We start from the raw sequence: 21,958 nt of genomic DNA, 5'->3' as shown, positions 1-21,958 counted from the left end.
CATGGACCCGACCAAAGAAAAGGGCCGGGAAATCCCGGCCCTTGCGAATGATTATCTGCCCTGCTCAGAGGCCCCTGACCCGCGGCCGGCGCCAATGCGCCGAGGGCTCGATGATCAGCTCGGTCAGCGCCCAGACCAGCGCGTCCACCCGGTCGGGCGAGCCGCGCCCCTCATAGCCACGGGTGGTCATGCGGCACATCTGATCCTCCAGCGCGCCCAGATGACCGCTCCGAAGGTGGCGCACCCGCCCCTGCTCATAAAGCGCGGCGACGGGTTCTGCCCGCGCCGCCTTGCCGCGCGCGGCACGCAGCGCCTTGAATGGAACCAGTGGGTCGATTTGCCGGATCACACTTTCCACCATATCGCCGCCCTGGTTGACCTCGGCCACCAGCCGCTCGGCCCCGTATTTCTCCATCGCGCGGATCGCGGCCCGCGCCCAGTCGGTCGGCTTGCCCTGGACCGAGCAATCCTCGAGCACCACCGCGCGCCAATCCTGCACCGGCCCGCGCGTCACCGCGCCAACCACCACGATCCCGCATTCGTCCGAGGCGCTGCCCCCCGTCACCGACGGGTCCAGCGCCACCACGATCCGGTCCAACTCGGGCGCCGAGGCGATCCGCGCCCCCTCCAGTCCCGAAGTCGTCCAAAGCGCCCCCTCGACATCGTCGAGCAGCACACCCTCCAACTCCTGCCGACCGAGCCGGGTGCCCGCATAGCGCGCCTGCACCTCCTCAAGGAACGAGGACGCCAGATAGGCCCGGTTCGCCTCGGTCGGGGCATGGGTCACCACGGTCGAGGGGTTGTTCAGTATCGCCTTCAGCACGCCCACATTGCGCGGCGTCGTCGTGACGACCTGCTGTGGATGATCGCCAAGCCGCAGCGCGAATTGCAGCATGTCCCACGTCTCCTCGGCCTTCTTCCATTTGGCCAGTTCGTCCGCCCAGGCCGCATCAAACTGCGGCCCGCGCAGCGCCTCGGGCTCATGCGCCGAGAACGCCTGCGCGGTCGCCCCGTTGGGCCAGACCAGCCGCCGCCGCGTGGCCTCCCACTCGGGCCGCCGGTCGGGAGGCGAGCACGCCATGATCCCGCTATCGCCAAAGATCATCACATCGCGCACCTGGTCGAAGGTTTCCCCCACAAGCGCCACGCGATGCGCCCTGCCGGGGTCGAGGGGACACGCACCTTCCACCTGCGCGCGCATCCACTCGGCCCCGGCCCGCGTCTTGCCCGCACCGCGCCCGCCCATGATGACCCAGCTTTTCCAGGCCCCATTCGGCGGCAACTGATGCGGCAGCGCCCAGAACTCGAACATCCATGGCAGGGCCAGAAGCGCGTTGTCCTCCAGCCCGTCCAGAAACGCGTCAACATCCTCCGGCGTCGCGGAGGCGAGCCAGGCGGCGCCCGATCTCAGATCGGGCTGCGTCGAAGTCGAGCGCATGATCTCGGACGACCCCTGCAACCTGTTTGCGGAGTTTTTCAACCCGTGTCCTTTCATCCATTACCATCTGGAAGGCGATGCGAAGATCCTTGACCGCCTGCATGGCGGCCTTGGCATCCGACACCTCGCCCTGGCGAACCCCCCGCATCGCCAGCGCCAGCTCTTCGGCCACTTCCCGATAAAGAGTTTCCGTTTCCTTCAGCAGATCGACTGAAGGGCCTTCCCCACCCGAGAAAGTCATATCCATGTGCTACAGAACCCGCTCCTCATGCCTGTTCCGCACGAGCGAAATGAAAAAGCGCCAACGGTTGCCCGCGGCGCTTGCCCACTTCTCCTAGCATGACATATCTCTATCTTAGGGCGCTCTCTAAGTCAAGCTCTAAATCTGTGGTTGTGTTTCGATTTCACAAAAAAAGCCCGCCGAGAGATCGGTGGGACAATTTTTATTAGCAATATCAGTTGCCTGAGCCTTGCGATTTCTGCTGGCGTTCGATCTCACGCCAGCGCGCGACATTGCGGTTATGCTCGTCCAGCGTCTCGGCAAAGACATGCCCCCCGGTGCCATCGGCGACGAAGAACAGATACTGAGTCGAATCCGGGTTTAGCGCCGCTTCGATCGCCGCACGTCCGGGGTTGCAGATCGGCCCCGGCGGCAGCCCCGCCACCACATAGGTGTTATAGGGCGTCTCGCGATTCAGTTCGGACTGGCGCAGGCCACGGCCCAGCACGCCCTTACCCTCAGTCACGCCGTAGATCACGGTCGGGTCGGTTTGCAGCTTCATCCCCTGCTCAAGGCGATTGACGAAGACACTCGCCACCTGGCGCCGCTCTTCCGGCACACCGGTTTCCTTCTCGACGATCGAGGCCATCACCAGCGCCTCTTCCGGCGTCTCGTAAGGCAGCCCCGAGGCCCGGTTCTCCCACGCGGCAGCCAGAATGGCAGTCTGGCGCTTGGCCATCTCGTCGAGCAGCCCGGCGCGGTCGGCACCACGGCGCACCTCGTAGCTATCGGGCGCCAGCGTGCCCTCGGCAGGAACCTTGGCAACCTCGCCCTTGAGGAACTCGGCTGACTTGAGCGCCTCGACCACCTGCCAGCTGGTGACACCCTCGGCCAGCGTGATGCGCAGCCGCACATCGGCCTTGGCAGCCGCCTCATCAAAGCCCTCGGGCTTTGCCTCGGCCACCGGGTCGAACTTGGCCTTCTCGACATATTGCCCCGAGGCCGCGTCCAGCTCACGCAGGATCAGTTGCTGGGCATTGACGCCGATGCGCAGGTTGAGCTCGGTCCCGCAGGTCGACGGTCCGCCCGCTGTGATCTGCTCGATGATGTCCTGCATCGAGGAACCCGGCGCGATCAGATACGACCCGAACTTGAGCGACCCGCTCTTGCCCTCATAATCCGCGCCCGCGCGGAAGATATAGCCCGACGAGATCGCCCCCTGCGCCAGCAGATCCTGAGAGACACGGCTAAAGGTCGCGTTCTGCTCAACCCGCAGGCACACGCCCTCGGTCAGCGGACCCGGACCTTCATATTGCTGCTTGGCCCAGGCCACCAGCCCGGCAACCCCCACCAATACAACGATCAGCAGGGTCAGGAAGTTCGAGACGATATTGCGCCACATCAGCCGGCGACCTTACCCAGCACAAGGCTTGCATTGGTGCCGCCAAAGCCGAAGCTGTTCGACAGGGCCACGTTGATCTCGCGCTTGACAGCCTTGTTCGGCGCCAGGTCAAGCTTGGGCTCCACCGCCGGATTGTCGAGGTTCAGCGTCGGCGGCGCGATCTGATCGCGCAGCGCGAGGATGCAGAAGATCGCCTCGACTGCACCCGCAGCACCCAGAAGGTGTCCGATGGACGACTTGGTCGAGCTCATCGTGGCCTTGGCAGCGGCATTGCCCATCAGGCGCTCCACCGCGCCCAGTTCGATCGTATCGGCCATGGTCGAGGTGCCATGCGCGTTGATGTAGTCGATCGCGTCCGGGGTCAGGCCCGCACGCTCGATCGCCGCTTTCATTGAGCGGAAACCGCCATCGCCATCCTCGGCCGGGGCCGTGATGTGATAGGCATCGCCTGACAGGCCGTAGCCCAGAACCTCGGCATAGATCTTGGCGCCGCGCGCCTTGGCGTGCTCGTATTCCTCCAGCACCACAACGCCCGCGCCTTCGCCCATGACAAACCCGTCGCGGTCCGCATCATAGGGACGGCTGGCCTTGGTCGGCTCGTCGGCACGCCTGGTCGACAGCGCCTTGCAGGCGTTGAAGCCCGCGATCCCGATTTCCGAGATCGGGCTTTCCGCACCACCCGCGACCATGACATCTGCGTCGCCCAGCATGATCAGGCGGGCCGCATCGCCAATCGCGTGTGCGCCAGTCGAGCAGGCCGTGACCACCGCGTGGTTCGGGCCCTTAAAGCCGAAACGGATCGACACCTGACCCGAGATCAGGTTGATCAGCGAGGCCGGGATGAAGAACGGACTGACCCGCTTGGGGCCCTTTTCCTTGATCAGAAGGGCTGTCTCGGCAATGGTCGAAAGCCCGCCGATCCCCGATCCGATCATCACGCCGGTGCGCAGGCGGCCCTCTTCCTCTTCAGGCATCCAGCCCGAATCCTGAACGGCCTGAACCGCAGCAGCGATCCCGTAGAGGATGAATTCATCGACCTTGCGCTGCTCTTTCGGCTCCATCCAGTCATCCGGATTGAACGTGCCGTTCGAACCATCGCCCCGCGGCACTTCGCAGGCATATTTCGTGGTGACGTTCGACGCGTCGAACCTCGTGATCGGACCGGCGCCCGACTCCCCGGCAATGAGCCGCGCCCAGGTCTCTTCGACCCCGCAAGCCAACGGCGTGACCAGCCCCAGACCCGTGACGACTACACGACGCATCCTCGACCTCTTTGGTTAATCCTCCGATCCCGTTCTGATACACGGCCAAAACGGGGGGTGCAACGTCAAGGAGCCTCGCGTTTTAACGGATCGGCCCCGCGCCTGTTTATTCCGCGGCCCAATCCGGCCCAGGCTGAACGCCAAGTGGGTATTCCGCCAGGCGGTCATAACGCGGCCCGTGGTGATCAAGCGTCGAGCGATAAAGCACGAATTCCCGCACCGCGAATCCGGGCTGCGAGAAATCGGCCGAGGCCTCAAGGAATCGTCCAAGCCGCAATTCCTCGGCAGGGCCATAAGCGCGACCAAAGCGCGCGATGGTCACATGCGGCCGAAACCGCCGCCGCGCCAGATCAATCCCGACCCCGCGCGCCGCCGCCGTCACATGGTGCTGCAAGGTCTCCAGCGCCGGGTTCTTGCGCAGGCCGACAAAGACCAGATCGGGGCGCGCGCGGTCCATCACATCCGCTCCTGCCAGTTCCAGCATGAGCGGCTGCGTCGGAATGGTTGCCAGTTCCTCGTCCAGCGCCTGCGCCTCGGCCGGACTGATCTCGCCCAGAAATGCCAGCGTCAGGTGCAGGTTCTCTTCGGCCACCGCCCGACCGCAGCCGAGCAGCGTTTGCAGCGCGACAATCGGCGCCACCGCCTCTTCCGGCATCGGAATCGCCACGAAAGCCCGCATTTATCCCCCCGAAAAGCAAAACGGCGCCCACAGGGGGGCGCCGTCGAAAACCTATCCGAAATCGGATCAGGCGGCTTCGGTGATGAACTTCACCGCGTCGCCAAAGGTCTGGATGGTCTCGGCAGCGTCGTCCGGGATCTCGATGCCGAACTCTTCTTCGAAGGCCATAACCAGCTCGACGGTGTCAAGGCTGTCGGCGCCCAGATCGTCGATGAACGAGGCGGTCTCGGTGACCTTGTCCTCTTCAACGCCCAGGTGCTCCACGACGATCTTCTTCACGCGATCAGCGATGTCGCTCATGTCATTTCCTCAGTTTGAGGGCCTCTGCCCGTCCCTAGTTCTAGCTCGTTCGAGCGGCTTGATGCGCCCCGCGCAGCGAGGCAGCCGAAAGGCTGGGTCAGCCCCCGGCCCGTCCTAGCCGCTAATATCTACAGTCGTCCCCCAAGGCAAGCCGTTTTGCAGCCTCGGGGCAAGAGGTCACACCATCGCCATGCCGCCGTTGACGTGCAAAGTGGCACCGGTAACATAGCCTGCCTCGGGGCTGGCCAGATACAGAACCGCCGCCGCGATTTCCTCGGGCGCGCCCATGCGGCCTGCGGGGATCTGCGTCAGGATCTTGGATTTCTGGTCATCATTGAGCTTGTCGGTCATCGCAGTTGCGATGAAGCCCGGCGCCACGCAGTTCACAGTGATGCCGCGGCTTGCGACTTCATAGGCCAGCGATTTCGACATGCCCACCATGCCCGCCTTGGCGGCGGCGTAGTTCCCCTGACCGGGGTTGCCCGTGGCACCCACGACCGAGGTGATGCTGACGATCCGGCCCCAACGCGCCTTCATCATGCCGCGCAGCACACCGCGCATCAGCCGGAAGGACGAGGTCAGGTTAACGTCCAGAACCGACTGCCATTCCTCGTCCGACATGCGCATGAACAGGTTGTCGCGCGTGATGCCAGCGTTATTGACCAGAATGTCCAGCCCGCCCATTGCTTCGATGGCGGCCTTGGGCAGCGCCTCGACCGAGGCCGCGTCGCTCAGGTTCGCGGGCACAACATAGGCACGCTCGCCCAGTTCGGCAGCCAGCGCCTCAAGCGGCTCGACCCGCGTGCCCGACAGCGCGACCTTGGCGCCCGCTGCGTGCAGCGCCTTGGCAATCTCGGCGCCGATACCACCCGAAGCGCCGGTCACCAGCGCCGATTTCCCAGTCAGATCAAACATGGTCGTCCCTCAGGTTAACTTTGCGCCTCAATAGCAGCGATCCGGCCTTCCTGCCAGCCACCGGGCGCATCTTTCCGCGACCGGCCATAAATTCGCCACCTTGCCCACCTATTGCATTGCAAAAAGGCAAGTGACCGAAAGCCATGGCGATCACCGATACCCTCGCACATTCCGACATCCCGATGGATCCGTTCGCCGCGATGCTCGAAAACCTCATGAGCTCGGCGCAGATCCCGCTGACGCTGGTCGCGCTGGCGGCCTTGCCGCTTCTGTTCAAGATGCTGACGAACCGGTCGAAAAGCACCTATCAGGAACGCGACTACGGCCATGAGACGCTGGCCAAGCTGGCAGCAATGCAGCCCGATCCGCAGCGCCTTGTGGTGAACAATGGCTACCGGGTCGTGCCGCTTCTGAACCGGCTTGAGGCGCGGGTGCTGCCTATGCTGGAGAAAATCGCGCGCGAAATTGGCGAAGGCCACCGAGTTCTGGCGCAGGTTGCGCTGGCTCAGGTGGTGCATGCCGTCTCCGCCGATGGCACCGAGGACACGTTCTCGGACGCAAACAAGGCGCTGGCGGGCGAGCATCTCGATCTCGCCCTGCTCGACCGGCGCGGCTTTGTGGTGGCCGCGATCGAATGCCACGCGACGACCGAAGTCCCAAGCGACTTCCAGATCTCGCGCAGCCAGGCCAAGCGCGACGCGCTGGCCAAGGCGGGCCTCAAGCTCATCGACCTACCGCCCGAGGCCGATGAGGCCCTCGTGCGCCTGCGTCTGGCCGAGCTTACCGGCCTGCCCGTGCGCCCCGCGCAGCCGCGCGTCGTCAGCGCATGAAAAAGGCGGGGCCAAAGCCCCGCCCTGTCGTCGATTGATCGAGCCTTAGCCCTTGAGCGCGGCGATATCCTCGGGCGCGCCCACGTTCTTCTGCACGGTTTCCTTGGCGATACGCTTGACCATGCCCGACAGCGCCTTGCCCGCGCCGATCTCCCAGAACTCGGTCACGCCCTGACCGACCATCCACAGCACGCTCTCGCGCCAGCGGACCGAGCCGGTGACCTGCTCGATCAGCAGCTGACGGATCTCTTCGGGGTCGCTCACCGCTTCGGCGCGCACGTTGGCCACGACCGGCACCGCAGGCGCCGCGATCTGCACCGAGGCCAACGCCTCGGCCATCTTGTCAGCCGCGGGCTGCATCAGCGCGCAATGGAACGGTGCCGAGACGGGCAGCATCAGCGCGCGTTTCGCACCGGCCGCCTTGGCAATCTCGACCGCGCGCTCGACCGCCGCCTTGTGGCCCGAGACCACAACCTGCGCGGGGTCGTTATCGTTGGCGGCCTGGCAGACTTCCTGCCCCGTGCCGGCGGCCGCAGCCTCGCCGGCAACGCGCGTCGCGGTCTCGAAATCCAGCCCCAGCAGCGCGGCCATCGCGCCTACGCCCACCGGAACCGCCGATTGCATCGCCTCGCCACGGATCCGCAGCAGCTTGGCCGTGTCAGTCACGCTCAGCGCACCTGCCGCGCATAGCGCCGAGTATTCCCCCAGCGAATGCCCCGCAACGAAGGCCGCGTCGTTGACCGAGAAGCCCTCGGCCTCCAGCGCGCGCAGCGCCGCGATCGAGGTGGCCATCAGCGCGGGCTGCGCATTGGCCGTCAGGGTCAGCGTTTCGATCTCGCCTTCCCAGATCAGGCTCGACAGGCTCTCGCCCAGGGCGGCGTCCACCTCGTCAAAGACCGCCTTGGCGGCGGGATAGGCCTCGGCCAGCGCCTTGCCCATACCGATGGTCTGCGCGCCCTGTCCGGGGAATACGAATGCTCGGCTCATGGCTTCCTCCACATTGTGCTTGCCTCGGTCTAGCGTGACCCGAGGGCACTGACAACAACCTGCGCACAGAGTCTGTGCGCCTGTCCGCGTGGTTTGCGCGTGCGCGCAGACCTATGGTCTGGGGAAATCTCATACGAGGCCCCCATGCTGACCAACACCTCCCGCAGCTACGGCTCGGTCGCCCGCATCTTCCACTGGCTCACCGCGCTTCTGATCCTGTCCGCGATCGGCCTTGGCCTCTATGCCGAGGACCTGCCGCGCGACACCGACGCCGCCGTGGCCACGCTCGTGACGATCTACTCGGCGCACAAGACCATCGGCGTTGCCGCCTTCTTCACCGCGCTTGCCCGCATCCTCTGGGCGATCACGCAGCCCAAACCCGCGCCGCTGCACCCCGAGCGCCGGGCCGAGACCTTTCTGGGCGAGCTGATCCACTGGGCGCTTTACGGCGCCATGCTGATCATGCCGCTCTCGGGCTGGATCGGTCACGCGGCGCAGGCGGGCTTTGCCCCGATCCTGTGGCCCTTCGGCCAGACCCTGCCCTTCGTGGCGCAATCAACCGATGTCGCGCATCTGTTCGAGGGGGTTCACAAGCTCTCGGCCCTTGTCCTTTACGCCGCAATCGGCCTGCATGTCCTCGGTGCGCTCAAGCACGTGGTGATCGACCGCGACGCGACCATGGCACGGATGACGCGCGGCACCCCGGCAGGTGAAGGCCGCACCCGGCATGGTCTGGGCGCCCCCGTGGCCGCGCTGGCTGTCTGGGCCATGGTTATTGGCGGCGCACTGGCCCTGCCCTCTGGCCCCGAGGCCCCTGCCCCGGTCGCGCAGAATCAGACCTCCGGGAACTGGCAGGTCAGCGAGGGCACGCTTGGCTTCACCGTGCAGCAGATGGGCGCGGCGGTCGGCGGCTCCCTGCCCGCCTGGACCGCGCAGATCGACTATGACGCGGCCAGCGGCACCGGCACGGTCAGCGTTCAGATCGACACGACGCAACTGACGCTTGGCTCGGTCACCGATCAGGCCAAGGGGGCAGAGTTCTTCGACACCGACGCCTTCCCCACAGCCACCTTCACCGCCGATCTGAAGCGCATCGACGGAAGCGCGCATGAGGCCGCAGGCACCCTGACCCTGCGCGGCGCATCGGTTCCGCTTACCCTGCCCTTCACCCTGACCATCGCGGACGATCAGGCCACCATGGCGGGCGAAGCCGTGCTGGACCGCCGCGCCTTCGGCATGGGCGAAAGCTATCCCGACGAAAGCACCGTCGGCTTTGCGGTCACCGTGCAGGTCACGCTGAATGCAACGCGCCAACCTGCGGCGGCCGACCTCGGAAGCTGATCAACCCGACCGCGCAAACGAAAACGGCCGCCGGATCACTCCGGCGGCCGTTTCAATTCTAGGGCACAGGCTTATTCCGCCTTCATCGCCTCGATCGAGATCGCGATCTGAACCTCATCCGAGACGTAGGGCGCATACATGCCCATGTCGAAGTCCGAGCGCTTGATCTCGGTGGTGGCGTTGAAGCCAACCCACGGCTTCTTCTCCATCGGATGCTCGCCCATCTGGGTCATTTCGGCATCCAGCACGACGGATTTGGTCACGCCATTGATGGTCAGATCGCCGGTGATCTTGCCGGTCTTCTCGCCGGTCACCTCGATGCCGGTCGATTTGAACGAAATCTCCGGGTTCGCCTCGGCGCCGAAGAAGTCCTCGGTCAGGAAGTGCTGCGTGCGCGCATCCCAGCCGGTGAAGAGCGAGGCGGTCGGGAAGCTCACCTCGACCGACGAGGCCGCCGGGTCTTCGGCGTCGAACTGGATCGTGCCTTCAAAGCCCGAGTACATGCCCGTAGTGGTCGAGAAACCCAGGTGCGTGTAATCGAACACGATCTGGCTGTGGCTCGGGTCGAGCGAGTAGGTCGCGGGGGCCGCTGCGGCGGCAGAGGCAAGACCAAAGGCAAGGCCGGCGGCAAACAGAACGGATTTCATCGCGGGGGGTACTCCTGTCATGGCGATTCCAGCCCATAAGGTGCCTGCGACGCGGTTCTGTCTCAACTCCACACAATCCAACAAAATCTGTGCGCAGATGCAGATAACTTTCGCGCCAGACCGACCCGCAAAAAGCAAAAAGGGCGCCCGATTGGGCGCCCTTTCCGTTGATTTCCCAACCCCTTAGCAGGAGTAGTACATCTGGTACTCGACCGGGTGGGGGGTGTGCTCGTAGGCGTACACTTCTTCCCACTTCAGCGCGGTGTAACCCTCGATCAGGCCCTTGGTGAACACGTCGCCAGCCAGCAGGAAGTCGTGATCGGCTTCCAGCGCCTCGAGCGCTTCACGCAGCGAACCGCAAACGGTCGGGATCGCGGCCAGTTCTTCCGGCGGCAGGTCGTAGAGGTCCTTGTCCGAAGCCGGGCCCGGATCGATCTTGTTCTTGATGCCGTCGAGACCAGCCATCATCAGCGCCGCGAAGCACAGATAGGGGTTCGCAGCCGGATCGGGGAAACGGGCTTCGACGCGCTTGGCCTTCGGCGACTCGGTCCACGGAATACGAACGCAACCCGAGCGGTTGCGGGCCGAATACGCGCGCAGAACCGGGGCTTCGAAGCCCGGGATCAGACGCTTGTACGAGTTGGTCGACGGGTTGGTGAAGGCGTTCAGGGTCTTGGCGTGCTTCAGGATGCCGCCGATGAACCACAGGGCTTCCTGCGACAGGTCAGCGTACTTGTCGCCCGCGAAGAGCGGCTTGCCGTCTTTCCAGATCGACATGTTCACGTGCATACCCGAGCCGTTGTCGCCCTTCATGGGCTTCGGCATGAAGGTCACGGTCTTGCCGTAGGCGTGGGCCACGTTGTGGATCACGTACTTGTACTTCTGGATGTTGTCGGCCTGCTCGACCAGACCACCGAAGATCATGCCGAGTTCGTGCTGACAGGTTGCCACTTCGTGGTGGTGCTTGTCGACCTTGATGCCCATGCGCTTCATGGTCGAGAGCATCTCGCCGCGCAGGTCCTGGGCTTCGTCGACCGGGTTCACCGGGAAGTAGCCGCCCTTGTGGCCGGCTCGGTGAGCAAGGTTGCCCATCTCGATGGCCGCATCGGTGTTCCAGGCAGCGGCTTCGGCGTCGATCTGGTACGACACTTTTGCCGGGGTAACCGAGTAGCGCACGTCGTCGAAGATGAAGAATTCAGCTTCGGGACCGAAGTAGGCGGTGTCGCCGATCCCCGAGGACTTCAGGTAGGCTTCCGCTTTGAAAGCAACCTGACGCGGGCAGCGGTCATAGGCTTCGCCGGTGTCCGGCTCGACCACGTTGCAGTGCACGCACATGGTCTTTTCGGCGTAGAAGGGGTCGATATAGACCGACGACGCATCCGGAATCAGTTTCATGTCCGACTGGTCGATCGACTTCCAGCCAGCGATCGACGAACCGTCGAACATGAAGCCTTCCTCGAAGAAGTCTTCATCGACCAGATCGGCGATCAGCGTCACGTGCTGCAGCTTGCCGCGCGGATCGGTGAAGCGAACGTCGACGTATTCAACGTCTTCCGCCTTCATCAGGTCGAGAGCTTTTTTAACTGCGCTCATTGCAACTTACCCTTTCGTTGAGCATGGGTTTAACGGGCCCCGGGCAGGCCCGTATTCGTACGAATTCTCAGACCGCGTCGTCGCCGGTTTCGCCGGTGCGGATGCGGATGGCCTGTTCGACAGGCGACACGAAGATCTTGCCGTCGCCGATCTTCTCGGTCCGGGCGGCCGAGACGATGGCCTCGATGGCAGCCTCGACCAGCTCGTCGGGCAGGACCATCTCGATTTTCACCTTGGGCAGAAAGTCCACGACGTATTCGGCGCCACGATAGAGCTCGGTATGGCCCTTCTGACGGCCGAAGCCCTTCACTTCGATCACCGAAAGCCCTTGGATCCCCGCTTCCTGAAGTGCTTCTTTCACTTCATCCAGCTTGAAGGGCTTGATGATCGCTTCAACCTTTTTCATGCAGTCGACTCCCCCCATCAGGTTTTGCCGAAACCCTCTGACCACTTTCCACAAGGCCCCGCAATCGGCTAGCTTGACAGGGTGTCCCGAGGGTCGGGAATTCGGCATGTCTTGCCTATTATTTGTGCAATTAGCATGAAGTTGCAGCAGAATGAAAACAATTCGAGCGGTCGCATGAGTGAAATTCTGAGCAGCGCCCAAATGCGCGGCATCGAGCAGCAAGCCATCGCCAGCGGCGCAGTCGCGGGCCTTGAATTGATGGAGCGCGCCGGGGCTGGCGTCGTTGCGCAAATCGCCACCGTTTTCCCGGATCTGCCCCCCTCAACGGCGCTGATCCTGTGCGGGCCGGGCAACAATGGCGGCGACGGTTTCGTCATCGCGCGCCTCCTGCACGAACGGGGCTGGGACATCGACCTGCATCTGCTGGGCGATCCCGCGCGCCTGCCTCCGGATGCGCGCAGCAATTACCAGCGATGGGCCGCCATCGGGCCGGTCACCCCGTGGAACGACGCAAAGATCGAGGATCTGCTGGACAAGATGGCCTCGGGTCTCGTGGTGGACGCGCTCTTCGGGACCGGACTGACACGCCCCATGCCGCCAGAAACCGCGCGGACCTGGCACGGGTTCGCGACCCTCCTGCACCGCGCGCAGAACGCCCGCCCGCAGGTTGTCGCGGTCGATATCCCCAGCGGGCTTTGTTCCGATTCCGGTCGTGATTTCGAGGGCGCGTTCTGGGCCGACCTCACCGTCTCGTTCCACCGCGCGAAGTGGGGGCACTACCTGGCCCCCTCCGGCCCGCCCGAGGGCGGCGCGGCCCGTTGCGGGCTGGTCGTGACTGTGGATATCGGCCTGCCCCAAGCCCCCGCCCCCGGTTCCGTCCAGCTTGTGGAACGGCCGTCCTCCTTTCTGGGCAAGACCATGCGCGCCCACAAATACGGTCACGGCCATGCGCTGGTGCTTGCGGGTGGGGCCGGAAAGGGCGGTGCCGCAAGGCTGGCGGCGCGGGCTGCCCTGCGCGTGGGCGCGGGGCTCGTGACAGTGGCGGCGTCGCAACCCGCCATTGCCGAACATGCCGCACAACTGACCGCGATCATGCTGCGCGCCCTGCCCGACGGCTATACACTGCGCGGCATGCTTCAGGATGAGCGGCTGAACGCCCTCTGCCTTGGACCCGGCCTTGGTGCGGCCCGCGCGCAGGACATGGTGCCCGCCGCCCTCTGGGCAAAGCGCGCCACCGTGCTGGACGCAGATGCGCTTACCGCCTTCGCGGATGACCCCGCGCCTTACTTTGCTCAACTGCACGACAAGGTCGTCCTGACCCCGCATCTGGGCGAGTTCCGGCAGCTCTTCCCCGATCTCGCGGCGCGGCTTGCCGCCCCCGTCTCCCGCGGCCCCGCCTATTCCAAGATCGAGGCCGTGCGCGCCGCCGCCGCCCGCGCGGGCTGCGTGGTGCTGCTCAAGGGCCCTGATACGGTCATCGCCGACCCGAGCGGCCGCGCTGCGCTGCACTCGGCCACCGGCGCGAACGCCGCCCCCTGGCTTGCGACCGCCGGATCGGGCGACGTCTTGGCGGGGCTGGCCTGCGGTCTGATGGCTCGGGGACACTCCGCGTTCGACGCGGCCGCGAACGCCGCCTGGCTCCACGCCGCCGCCGCCCGCGCCTTCGGTCCCGGCCTGATCGCCGAGGATCTCCCCGAAATGCTGCCGCAAGTCTTTCGCGAACTCGGCCTCTGAGCGCCGAAAAAGAATTTTCTCAAGGCCCCTACCCTGCGCCGCGCAGTCTTGCTACAAGGCGCGCGTTGCGGGTGTGGCGGAACTGGTAGACGCACCAGATTTAGGTTCTGGCGCCTTTGGCGTGGGGGTTCGAGTCCCTTCACCCGCACCACGTTGAAATCCCGACATCTTCCAGAACGGCATGCGCAAGTTCCCGAGCTTCACGTAGGGCACAGTCGCGCGTTGAGGCGTGACATTGGCCGCGCCACTGCCCATCCGCGCCGGAAACGTATGAGCTGAGGGAAAAGACGGCTTGCCACGACAAGACGGCCGAAACTGTACCCTCACTGAAAAGCCCGGCGGCAGCTCGCCCCATGCCCTATCCCATCTGGACGGAACGCATCTGCGTCAGCGCCATTGTTAACGGCATCAGGAACCAACTCACGAGCGATCGCCCCCAGTCGCGCAAGGCAATCCGCCCTTGTTCCCCCGCCTGCGCAGTCCCCTCGCGCGATGGGTGTCGGATCGCGCCTTTTCGCCTTGCCACCAAGGCCCGCGATCAATAGAAGGGCGGCTGAAATTGACGGACGTGGCCGCGCCAACGCGCGGCCTTAGACACAGAGGAAACCCCATGCAGGTCACCGAGACCCTCAACGAAGGCCTCAAGCGCGGCTACACGATCACCATCACCGCTGCTGAACTCGACGAGAAAGTCACCGCGAAGCTTCTCGAAGCCCAACCCGAAGTCGAGATGAAGGGCTTCCGCAAGGGCAAGGTTCCGCTGGCGATGCTGCGCAAGACCTTCGGCGACCGCGTTCTGGGCGACGCGATGCAGGAAGCCGTCGATGGCGCGATGTCGGAGCATTTCGAAAAGTCCGGCGATCGCCCCGCGATGCAGCCGAAAATCGAGATGGAAGGCGGCGAAAGCTGGAAGCCGGGCAACGACGTGGTCGTGACCGTGGCCTACGAAGCCCTGCCGGCGATCCCGGACGTTGACCTGTCGGGCATCAAGCTTGAGCGCATGGTCGTCAAGGCCGGCGACGACGCCGTGACCGAGGCGCTGGAAAACCTCGCCAAGACCGCGCAGAACTTCGAAAAGCGCCGCAAGGGCTCGAAAGCCAAGGACGGCGATCAGGTCGTGATCGACTTCGAAGGCTTCGTGGACGGTGAAGCGTTCGAGGGCGGCAAGGGCGAGGACTACCCGCTCGTGCTCGGCTCGGGCTCGTTCATCCCCGGCTTCGAGGATCAACTCGTCGGCGCCAAGGAAGAGGAAGCCGTCGAAGTCAAGGTGACCTTCCCCGAGCAGTACGGTGCGGCGCACCTCGCTGGCAAGGAAGCCCTGTTCAAGTGCACCGTCAAAGAAGTCCGCGGCCCGAAAGAAGCCGAGATCGACGACGAGCTGGCCAAGAAATTCGGCGCCGAGGATCTCGCCGCGCTGAAGGGCCAGATCGCCGAGCGTCTCGAGGCTGAATATGTCGGCGCCGCCCGCGCGATTCTCAAGCGCGGCCTGCTCGACCAGCTCGACGCCGCCGTCAAGTTCGACCTGCCCCCGTCGCTGGTCGAGGCCGAGGCTGCCCAGATCGCGCACCAGCTGTGGCACGAAGAGAACCCCGAGGTTCACGACCACAACCACGGCTCGATCGAGCCGTCGGATGAGCACAAGAAACTGGCCGAGCGCCGCGTGCGCCTGGGTCTGCTGCTGGCCGAGCTTGGCCGCAAGCAGGAGATCGAGGTCACCGACGCCGAGTTCACCCAAGCCGTGCTGAACCAGGCTCGCCAGTATCCGGGCCAGGAACGCGCCTTCTTCGAATTCGTGCAGCAAAACCCGCAGATGCAACAGCAGCTGCGCGCACCGATCTTCGAAGACAAGGTCGTTGACTATGTCGTCAGCGGCGCCGAAGTAGCCGAGAAGGAAGTCTCGAAAGACGACCTCCAGAAGGCCATCGAAGCCTTGGACGAGATGTAAGATTTCCCCTCCGGGAAACAGAAAAACCGCCCTTCGGGGCGGTTTTTTCTTTTTTGGCAGCACATTGCAGGCTGTTCCCCACGGCATTGCCGCGACTCGGTCAAAGGCGCAGACTGGCGGGCACGGCGGCGCCACCCGCCGCTAGGGAGAGGGAGGATATTCTGATGTCTGCGAACAGGATCACGACTACCGTTCTGGCCATTGTTCTGGCCACGCCATTCTCTGCACTGGCAGATGATTACGATCTCGACGCGCTCAGGGCCGCGACTGAGAAATACAAGGATGTGAACGTAGCCCTCGCCGAGGGCTTTATCCCCGACCCATCGGGGCATTGCGTATCGGCCGCCGCCGAAGGGCTACCCGCCGAAATGGGGGGCATGGGGATACACTATCTCAACCCGGCCGCCTTGCAGATCACCGGGGCCGAGCCGCGCGTTGACGGCATGAGCACCCATACCGACTTCATGAAACCGGCGATCCTGCTCTATGAGCCGCAGGCCGACGGTAGCCTTGAACTGGTGGGGATCGAGAACCTCGTCTTCGAGGCCGCCTGGATGGGCGCGGGTCATGCCAAAGCGCCGATGATCAACGGCCGCATGTGGGACCACATGGCCGACAATGCCGACACTGCAGGCGACGAGGCGCATGGCTTCATGCCGCATTACGACCAGCACGTCTGGCTGTTCCGCGACAACCCGGCAGGAACGCTGATGCCGTTCAACCCGAACGTCACCTGCGATCACGCCAAGAGCTGACAAACGAAAACCGCGCCCCGATGGGGCGCGGCTCGCAGCTTGCGCTGTAATCAGGATTATTCTTCGTCGCCAGCGGCAGCGCCGACTTCGTCGAACAGTTCCGCGATCTCGAATTCGGCTTCGGCTTCCGCCTCGGCAGCGAGTTCCTGGATCGACTTGCCCGCAGCTTGCAGCTCGGCTTCTTCCGACGAACGCGCAACGTTCAGAACGACGGTCACGTCGACTTCCGGGTGCAGGACGACGTGCACTTCGTGCAGGCCGAGTTCCTTGATCGGAGCTTTCAGCGCGATTTGCTTCTTGTCCACCGAGAAACCGGCGGCGGTGGCGGCATCGGCGGCGTCACGCGGGGTGACCGAACCGTAGAGCGCGCCGGCATCCGAAGCCGAGCGAATCACGATGAACTGTTGGCCACCAAGTTTCGCGGCCAGAGCTTCGGCCTCTTTCTTGGTTTCCAGGTTGCGGGCTTCGAGCTGTGCCTTGCGGGTCTCGAACGAAGCGATGTTGGCTTCGTTGGCGCGCAGCGCCTTGCCCTGCGGCAGCAGGAAGTTGCGGGCGTAGCCGTCCTTGACGTTCACGACCTCGCCCATCTGGCCAAGCTTGGCCACACGTTCCAGAAGGATGACTTGCATGGGTCTGGCTCCTTACTTCACGGCGTAGGGCAGCAGGGCGAGGAAACGCGCGCGCTTGATGGCACGAGCGAGTTCACGCTGCTTCTTGGCCGAAACGGCGGTGATACGGGCGGGCACGATCTTGCCACGCTCGGAGATGTAGCGCTGCAGCAGACGCACATCTTTGTAGTCGATTTTCGGCGCGTTTTCACCCGAGAACGGGCACACCTTGCGACGACGGAAAAACGGTTTGTTCGCCATGGGTTATGCTCCTCGGATCAACGGCGCTCGCGGCGTTCGCCGCGCTCGGGACGGCCTTCACGGTCGTCGCGCTTCTGCATCTGCACCGAGGGGCCTTCCTCGTGCGCTTCGACCTTGACGGTCAGAACGCGCATGACGTCGTCGTGCAGGCGGGCCAGACGCTCCATTTCCTGCACGGCCGCCGACGGGGCGTTGGTGCGCAGGTAGGCGTAGTGGCCCTTGCGGTTCTTGTTGATCTTGTAGGCCATGGTCTTCACGCCCCAGTACTCGCTCTCAACGACTTTACCGCCGTTGTCCGCGAGGACGGTCGAGAAGTGTTCGACAAGGCCTTCGGCCTGCGCGTTGGACAGGTCCTGACGCGCGATGAGGACATGCTCGTAAAGCGGCATGTGTGCTCCTGTTTTGCTCAGGCGGCTTCATAGGTGGGGTCTGAAACTTCCGCGACCCACCACGAGAGGCTCCGCCGGTTCATACGAATACGGAAGTCAGCGCGTTATAGGCGATTGGGCGGGCGATGCAAGGGCTCTGTTGTGCATCGGCGAATTGCCCTGATCGCCGCGCTGGCCTAAGCAGGATGAAACAAACCGAGGACACCGATGGCACGCTTCCTGATCCTTCTGCAAGAGGTCGTCTCCCAGGCCGGGGTGATCATCCTGGCCGGTATCGCCGCCTATCTGCTGACGCTTTTCGCTTCCGATGCCCTGCCGCTGGTCACCGGCCAACAGGCGGTGGGCTGGCATCGCGCCTGGGTCGAACTGCCCGGCGCGATGTTCGAGAACAAGCTGCTACTGACCTTTGCCGGGCTCTGGTGCCTGTTGGCGCTCGGCCTGCCGCGCAACCCGATCTTCGTGCAGATTACCGATGTGCTGGCCGAGGGGATGGTCTTTGTCATCGGCATCGCGGTCGGCATCGTGCTGACCGACGCGCTTGGCGACATCTGGGCAGGCGATCCGCTGCGGCGCGAACTGGCCCTGCTCTGGTGGCCGCTCCTGCACTACGCCATCCTCGCCTGCGCGCTTCTGTGGTTGCCGGGCTACCTGGCGCGCGGCAGCTTTCCACTGTGGGTGCGGGCAGCCAGCCTTATCGCCGTGCTGGGGATCGCCTTCCTGATCTACGCGGACTAAGCCGCCCTCAGCCGCGGCTCGCGACCAGGATCCCCGCAAGGATCGCGCCGAAACCGACGGCGTGATACATGTGCAGTTGCTCGCCCAGGAAGATCGTGGACAGCACAGCACCATAAAGCGGCAGTAGGTGGATCGCCTGCCCTGCCCGCGCCGGGCCCGCGATCACCACTGCACGCATGTAAAGAATATAGGCCAGCACCGAGGGCACCACGCCCACATAGATCAGCGCGGCAACCGAGGCCCCCGTCCACACCGGCACGAGGCCCTGCGACAACTCCCACCCCCAGAGCGGCGAAAGAAAGACCAGCGCGATGGCGATCTGCACCGCCAGCAGGCCAAGCCGGTTCACCTCGGGCGGGAAGGATTTCAGCATCAAGGTGTAGACCGCCCAGCACACCATCGCGGTGAAGATGATCAGATCCCCGCGCGAGAACTCAAGCGCGATCAGACGCGACCAGTCGCCATGCAACACGATGCTCGCCACGCCAAGGGTCGAGATCACCAACCCCGCGATCTGCGCGCCGCCCAGATGCTGGCCCCAGAACAGCGCCCCAAGCGCCAGGATCAACAGCGGGATCGTCGAGTTGAGCAGCATCCCGTTCGTCGCCGTGGTCGATTGCAGCCCCAGATAGACCAGCGCGTTGAACGCCACGACCCCCGGCACCGCCAGCGCCACGATCCGCAGCCAGTGCTGGCGGTAAAGCTCCCGGTCGCGCCGCATATAGGGCCAGGCGAAGGGCAGCAGGCACAAAAGCGCAATCGCCCACCGCCCGAAGGACAGGCCCATCGGCGGCAATTCCCCGCGCGAGGCGCGCGCGACGATGAAGTTCCCCGCCCAGAACAGCGGCGGCAGCGCCAGCGAGGCATAGCCCTTGAACCCGATCCCCGGTTGCGCCTGCGTCTCGCTCATGCCGAACCCTTTCCTTTGGCCCCGGTTTGGGCGATTTCCCGAGGCGCGGCAAGGGGGGCGCTACCCGCTCAGATCATGGCTGCATAGCCGCCAGCGAAACGCTCGCGGGTGTAGGCGTATTGCGCACCGTGCGTCAGGCCCCAACGATCTCCTGCCGCTGCGTGCCAAGCCCCTCGATACCCAGTTCGACCACGTCGCCGACATTCAGGAAGCGCGGCGGCTTCATGCCCATGCCAACGCCGGGCGGGGTGCCGGTGGTGATGATGTCGCCCGGCTCAAGCGTCATGAACTGGCTGAGGTAGCTGACGAGGTAGGCAACGCCATACACCATCGTCGCGGTAGAGCCCTTCTGCATCCCCTGCCCGTTCACGCTCAGCCACATCGGCAGCGCCTGCGGGTCGGCCACCTCGTCGCGCGTCACCAGCCAAGGGCCGATGGGCGCGAAAGAGTCATGGCTCTTGCCCTTCACCCATTGGCCCGAACGCTCGGTCTGGAACCCGCGCTCGGAGACGTCATTGCACAGCATGTAACCCGCGACATGCTCCAGCGCCTCGTCCTGGGTCACATATTTCGCGCGCTTGCCGATGACGAAGGCCAACTCCACCTCCCAGTCGAGCTTCTCCGACCCGCGCGGCTTTTCGGTCGCGTCGTTCGGCCCGCAGATCGAGCTAGTAGCCTTCATGAAGACCACGGGCTCGGGCGGCACCTGCATCCCGGCCTCCGCGGCGTGATCGGCATAGTTGAGGCCAATGGCGATCATCTTGCCCACGCCCGCAACCGGAGCCCCGATCCGCGCGCTCTCGGGCACCAAAGGCAGCGTCGCGGGATCAAGCGCACGCAGCGCCGCCAGCCCCTTGTCGGACAGCACATCGCCCGCGATATCCCCCATGATCGAGGACAGATCGCGCATTGTCCCGGCCCCGTCCAGCATGCCCGGTTTCTCGGCCCCGGCCTCACCCCAACGCAACAGTTTCATCGCTCGCTCCTCCGCTTGCAGCGTCCTGCGCGGACGCCATCACTAACCGGGTCAGAGCCTCCTCTGCCCCGCTTTTTCCGTCGTTCAGCGCCTTCAGCGCCTGCCCGAGTTCCGCGATCCGCGCCGCACACACCGCGCGCAGATCGGGCACCGGGATCTCCAACAGATCGCGCGGCTCGACCTTTTGCAATCCGCGCGCATAAATCCGCATCCGGCCCCGCATCAGCGCCTGCACCGGCGCGCTGTTCAGACAGGCGACCAACGCCTTGGCGCGTGCCGGATCGTCCTGCAATGGGAAGATGCCGTGGAATGCGGTCAACTGCCAGACCTCGGCGAGGTTCAGGATGAAGCGCATCTGCCCGCGCCCGAAGGTCGCCGCCCAGATCGGCGCGCGGTAGAGCCGCTCGGGCGCATACCAGGGCGTGCGGTTGCGCGTCAGGAAGCGGTTGTGCAGCCCCTCGGTCTCGCCCCGCACGACATAGGCGGCCTCGGCCTCGGTCAGCGGTTGGGTCGGGGCAAAGAATTGGGTCGGTCGGCCCGCCTTCATAAGTGATTTGAATTCCGAAGCGCCGAATATAAGCGACGGCACATCCGCCGATTTCGCGACACAGGGCAGGCATTGGCCCGCGCGCAGCCCGAAATCTGCCACGCGTTCACGGGTCAGATGGAAGAAGCCATTGGCCCCGGTGGCGATGCCGCGCCGCGTGGTGGCCAGCGCCGAGAGCGGTACGAACCCGGGCGGGATCGGTGTTTCATCGTCGCGGATCAATTCATCCCATTTCGGGGCGGCCAGCAGCGCCTCAGGCGTGAGCCACCGCTGCGTGACGCCGGGCGGGATGGCGCTGCTTGGCGATGGAAGCCGAGCATCGGCGGGAACAAACGTCGCACGGATCTTTGCCGGGACGGGTTCCGGGCACGAAGGCGCCTCTAACAAGACCAGCGAGGCCGTGGTCAGCGTTTTCTCGAACACTGGACGATAGGCGCAGAACTGGATTATTTCCTTCAGATATCCGTTTCTTACAAGATGATCTTTAAGCGGCCCGGAGGTGTTGGAATTGGCCCACTCGGCGGGCAACAGAAACGCCGCCCGCCCGCCGGGCGAAAGCCGGGCGAGCGCCTCGAACAGGAAAAGCACATAGGCATTCGTCAACCCGGACAGCGCGATCCCGAAGCGCGCGGCGGTTGCACGCACCTGTGCGCGCAAGGCGGTTCCGGCGCCGGGGCGCAGGAAGGGCGGGTTGGCGATGATCGCGTCAAAGCGCGCCTCGGGCGGGGCCTCGAAAAAGCTGGCCTCGTGCAGCGTCAGGTTCATGCGCGTGCAGGCCGCGCGGCCAGCCGCAGCAATTTGCGGGTCGATCTCATAGCCCGTGACGGCAACGCCGGGCAAGCGGGCGGCCACGGAACGCGTTAAGATACCCGTACCAAATGCCGGATCCAAAATGGTTTTCGGATTTCCGTCGCAAACCCAATCCGCCATCGCGGCGGCACATTCTGGCGGCGTCAGCACTTGGGCAAAGCGCCTGCGATGGGCTTTCGAACTGGCCCGAAGATAGGCGCGCTCGGGGCTGATCTGCCCGCTGTCTCCGCTGTCCTCGTCCAAGCTCATACCGCCCCCGTTCGGCCGG

23 protein-coding genes and 1 tRNA gene are annotated in these 21,958 nt (G+C 64.7%); 7 read left to right on the top strand and 17 right to left on the bottom strand.

Annotated features, from left to right (window positions below):
• Positions 1 to 64: 64 nt before the first annotated feature.
• The 7 genes from LZA78_RS01080 to fabG all read right to left on the bottom strand — a co-directional run bounded on the left by LZA78_RS01080 (position 65) and on the right by fabG (position 6,216).
• Positions 65 to 1,438: a DNA-packaging protein gene (locus LZA78_RS01080; protein WP_233675107.1), complete on the bottom strand. Its 1,374-nt coding sequence runs from the start codon at positions 1,436 to 1,438 to the stop codon at positions 65 to 67.
• Positions 1,362 to 1,685 carry a hypothetical protein gene (locus LZA78_RS01075; RefSeq protein ID WP_218629189.1) on the bottom strand — a complete coding sequence of 108 codons (324 nt, stop codon included), beginning with the start codon at positions 1,683 to 1,685 and terminating at the stop codon, positions 1,362 to 1,364. Before LZA78_RS01075 ends, LZA78_RS01080 begins: the two co-directional genes overlap by 77 nt.
• Positions 1,686 to 1,893: 208 nt before the next feature.
• Complete coding sequence (mltG, locus tag LZA78_RS01070; protein ID WP_233675106.1) at positions 1,894 to 3,060, bottom strand: endolytic transglycosylase MltG; 1,167 nt, start codon at positions 3,058 to 3,060, stop codon at positions 1,894 to 1,896.
• On the bottom strand, positions 3,060 to 4,322 hold the full coding sequence (fabF, locus tag LZA78_RS01065) for a beta-ketoacyl-ACP synthase II (protein ID WP_233675105.1): 1,263 nt from the start codon (positions 4,320 to 4,322) through the stop codon (positions 3,060 to 3,062). The genes mltG and fabF overlap by 1 nt, the downstream gene beginning before the upstream one ends.
• 106 nt (positions 4,323 to 4,428) lie before the next feature.
• Positions 4,429 to 5,001, bottom strand: coding sequence for an RNA 2',3'-cyclic phosphodiesterase (gene thpR / locus LZA78_RS01060; RefSeq protein WP_233675104.1), 573 nt, complete (start codon positions 4,999 to 5,001; stop codon positions 4,429 to 4,431).
• Between the two features lie 66 nt (positions 5,002 to 5,067).
• Positions 5,068 to 5,301: an acyl carrier protein gene (locus LZA78_RS01055; RefSeq protein ID WP_013067402.1), complete on the bottom strand. Its 234-nt coding sequence runs from the start codon at positions 5,299 to 5,301 to the stop codon at positions 5,068 to 5,070.
• A gap of 177 nt (positions 5,302 to 5,478) precedes the next feature.
• Entirely contained in the window at positions 5,479 to 6,216 is a 738-nt protein-coding gene (gene fabG / locus LZA78_RS01050) for a 3-oxoacyl-ACP reductase FabG (RefSeq protein ID WP_233675103.1), read from the bottom strand.
• 143 nt (positions 6,217 to 6,359) lie between these two features.
• Between fabG and LZA78_RS01045 the strand changes: the two genes are divergently transcribed.
• Positions 6,360 to 7,046 carry a DUF2726 domain-containing protein gene (locus LZA78_RS01045; protein ID WP_233675102.1) on the top strand — a complete coding sequence of 229 codons (687 nt, stop codon included), beginning with the start codon at positions 6,360 to 6,362 and terminating at the stop codon, positions 7,044 to 7,046.
• Between the two features lie 45 nt (positions 7,047 to 7,091).
• Here the strand turns inward: LZA78_RS01045 and fabD are convergent, their stop codons facing one another.
• On the bottom strand, positions 7,092 to 8,033 hold the full coding sequence (fabD, locus tag LZA78_RS01040) for an ACP S-malonyltransferase (protein WP_233675101.1): 942 nt from the start codon (positions 8,031 to 8,033) through the stop codon (positions 7,092 to 7,094).
• A gap of 144 nt (positions 8,034 to 8,177) precedes the next feature.
• On the opposite strand from fabD, the gene LZA78_RS01035 reads away from it, so the two are divergent.
• Positions 8,178 to 9,374 (top strand): cytochrome b/b6 domain-containing protein, encoded by a 1,197-nt coding sequence (locus LZA78_RS01035; RefSeq protein WP_233675100.1) that lies wholly within the window; start codon positions 8,178 to 8,180, stop codon positions 9,372 to 9,374.
• A gap of 71 nt (positions 9,375 to 9,445) precedes the next feature.
• Here the strand turns inward: LZA78_RS01035 and LZA78_RS01030 are convergent, their stop codons facing one another.
• The 3 genes from LZA78_RS01030 to LZA78_RS01020 form a co-directional block, all read right to left on the bottom strand.
• Positions 9,446 to 10,021 carry a YceI family protein gene (locus LZA78_RS01030; protein ID WP_233675099.1) on the bottom strand — a complete coding sequence of 192 codons (576 nt, stop codon included), beginning with the start codon at positions 10,019 to 10,021 and terminating at the stop codon, positions 9,446 to 9,448.
• Positions 10,022 to 10,204: 183 nt separating this feature from the next.
• Positions 10,205 to 11,614 carry a type I glutamate--ammonia ligase gene (gene glnA / locus LZA78_RS01025; protein WP_233675098.1) on the bottom strand — a complete coding sequence of 470 codons (1,410 nt, stop codon included), beginning with the start codon at positions 11,612 to 11,614 and terminating at the stop codon, positions 10,205 to 10,207.
• Between the two features lie 67 nt (positions 11,615 to 11,681).
• A complete protein-coding gene (locus LZA78_RS01020) occupies positions 11,682 to 12,020 on the bottom strand; it encodes a P-II family nitrogen regulator (RefSeq protein ID WP_233675097.1) in 339 nt (112 codons plus the stop codon).
• Between the two features lie 174 nt (positions 12,021 to 12,194).
• Here LZA78_RS01020 and LZA78_RS01015 point away from each other — a divergent pair, with 174 nt between their 5' ends.
• The 4 genes from LZA78_RS01015 (at position 12,195) to LZA78_RS01000 (ending at position 16,454) form a co-directional block, all read left to right on the top strand.
• Positions 12,195 to 13,754, top strand: a complete 1,560-nt coding sequence (locus tag LZA78_RS01015; RefSeq protein WP_233675096.1) for an NAD(P)H-hydrate dehydratase — start codon at positions 12,195 to 12,197, stop codon at positions 13,752 to 13,754.
• A gap of 67 nt (positions 13,755 to 13,821) precedes the next feature.
• Positions 13,822 to 13,905, top strand: a tRNA-Leu gene (locus tag LZA78_RS01010).
• Positions 13,906 to 14,364: 459 nt separating this feature from the next.
• Positions 14,365 to 15,699, top strand: a complete 1,335-nt coding sequence (gene tig / locus LZA78_RS01005; RefSeq protein WP_233675095.1) for a trigger factor — start codon at positions 14,365 to 14,367, stop codon at positions 15,697 to 15,699.
• A gap of 164 nt (positions 15,700 to 15,863) precedes the next feature.
• Positions 15,864 to 16,454, top strand: coding sequence for a hypothetical protein (locus tag LZA78_RS01000; protein WP_233675094.1), 591 nt, complete (start codon positions 15,864 to 15,866; stop codon positions 16,452 to 16,454).
• Between the two features lie 56 nt (positions 16,455 to 16,510).
• On the opposite strand, the gene rplI is transcribed toward LZA78_RS01000, so the two are convergent.
• Genes rplI through rpsF form a run of 3 tightly spaced genes read right to left on the bottom strand, consistent with a single transcriptional unit; the run spans position 16,511 to position 17,712 of the window.
• Positions 16,511 to 17,083 (bottom strand): 50S ribosomal protein L9, encoded by a 573-nt coding sequence (gene rplI / locus LZA78_RS00995; protein WP_233675093.1) that lies wholly within the window; start codon positions 17,081 to 17,083, stop codon positions 16,511 to 16,513.
• A 12-nt stretch (positions 17,084 to 17,095) separates the two neighbouring features.
• Positions 17,096 to 17,323 carry a 30S ribosomal protein S18 gene (gene rpsR / locus LZA78_RS00990; RefSeq protein ID WP_068765176.1) on the bottom strand — a complete coding sequence of 76 codons (228 nt, stop codon included), beginning with the start codon at positions 17,321 to 17,323 and terminating at the stop codon, positions 17,096 to 17,098.
• A gap of 17 nt (positions 17,324 to 17,340) precedes the next feature.
• The gene (gene rpsF, locus LZA78_RS00985; RefSeq protein ID WP_218629203.1) at positions 17,341 to 17,712 is read right to left on the bottom strand and encodes a 30S ribosomal protein S6; all 372 of its coding nucleotides are present in this window, start codon (positions 17,710 to 17,712) and stop codon (positions 17,341 to 17,343) included.
• Positions 17,713 to 17,919: 207 nt separating this feature from the next.
• On the opposite strand from rpsF, the gene LZA78_RS00980 reads away from it, so the two are divergent.
• Positions 17,920 to 18,447, top strand: coding sequence for a hypothetical protein (locus LZA78_RS00980; protein ID WP_233675092.1), 528 nt, complete (start codon positions 17,920 to 17,922; stop codon positions 18,445 to 18,447).
• 7 nt (positions 18,448 to 18,454) lie between these two features.
• On the opposite strand, the gene LZA78_RS00975 is transcribed toward LZA78_RS00980, so the two are convergent.
• The 3 genes from LZA78_RS00975 to LZA78_RS00965 all read right to left on the bottom strand — a co-directional run bounded on the left by LZA78_RS00975 (position 18,455) and on the right by LZA78_RS00965 (position 21,939).
• The gene (locus tag LZA78_RS00975; protein WP_233675091.1) at positions 18,455 to 19,357 is read right to left on the bottom strand and encodes a DMT family transporter; all 903 of its coding nucleotides are present in this window, start codon (positions 19,355 to 19,357) and stop codon (positions 18,455 to 18,457) included.
• Positions 19,358 to 19,490: 133 nt separating this feature from the next.
• Positions 19,491 to 20,333 (bottom strand): fumarylacetoacetate hydrolase family protein, encoded by an 843-nt coding sequence (locus LZA78_RS00970; RefSeq protein WP_233675090.1) that lies wholly within the window; start codon positions 20,331 to 20,333, stop codon positions 19,491 to 19,493.
• Positions 20,311 to 21,939 carry an HsdM family class I SAM-dependent methyltransferase gene (locus LZA78_RS00965; RefSeq protein WP_233675089.1) on the bottom strand — a complete coding sequence of 543 codons (1,629 nt, stop codon included), beginning with the start codon at positions 21,937 to 21,939 and terminating at the stop codon, positions 20,311 to 20,313. The genes LZA78_RS00970 and LZA78_RS00965 overlap by 23 nt, the downstream gene beginning before the upstream one ends.
• Positions 21,940 to 21,958: the final 19 nt, after the last annotated feature.

Source organism: Rhodobacter flavimaris, from assembly GCF_021378075.1.
In the GTDB taxonomy this organism is placed as follows: Bacteria; Pseudomonadota; Alphaproteobacteria; order Rhodobacterales; family Rhodobacteraceae; genus Rhodobacter; species Rhodobacter flavimaris.
Note: the sequence above shows the minus strand (reverse complement) of the source record. Positions and strands in the feature narration are given on the sequence as shown.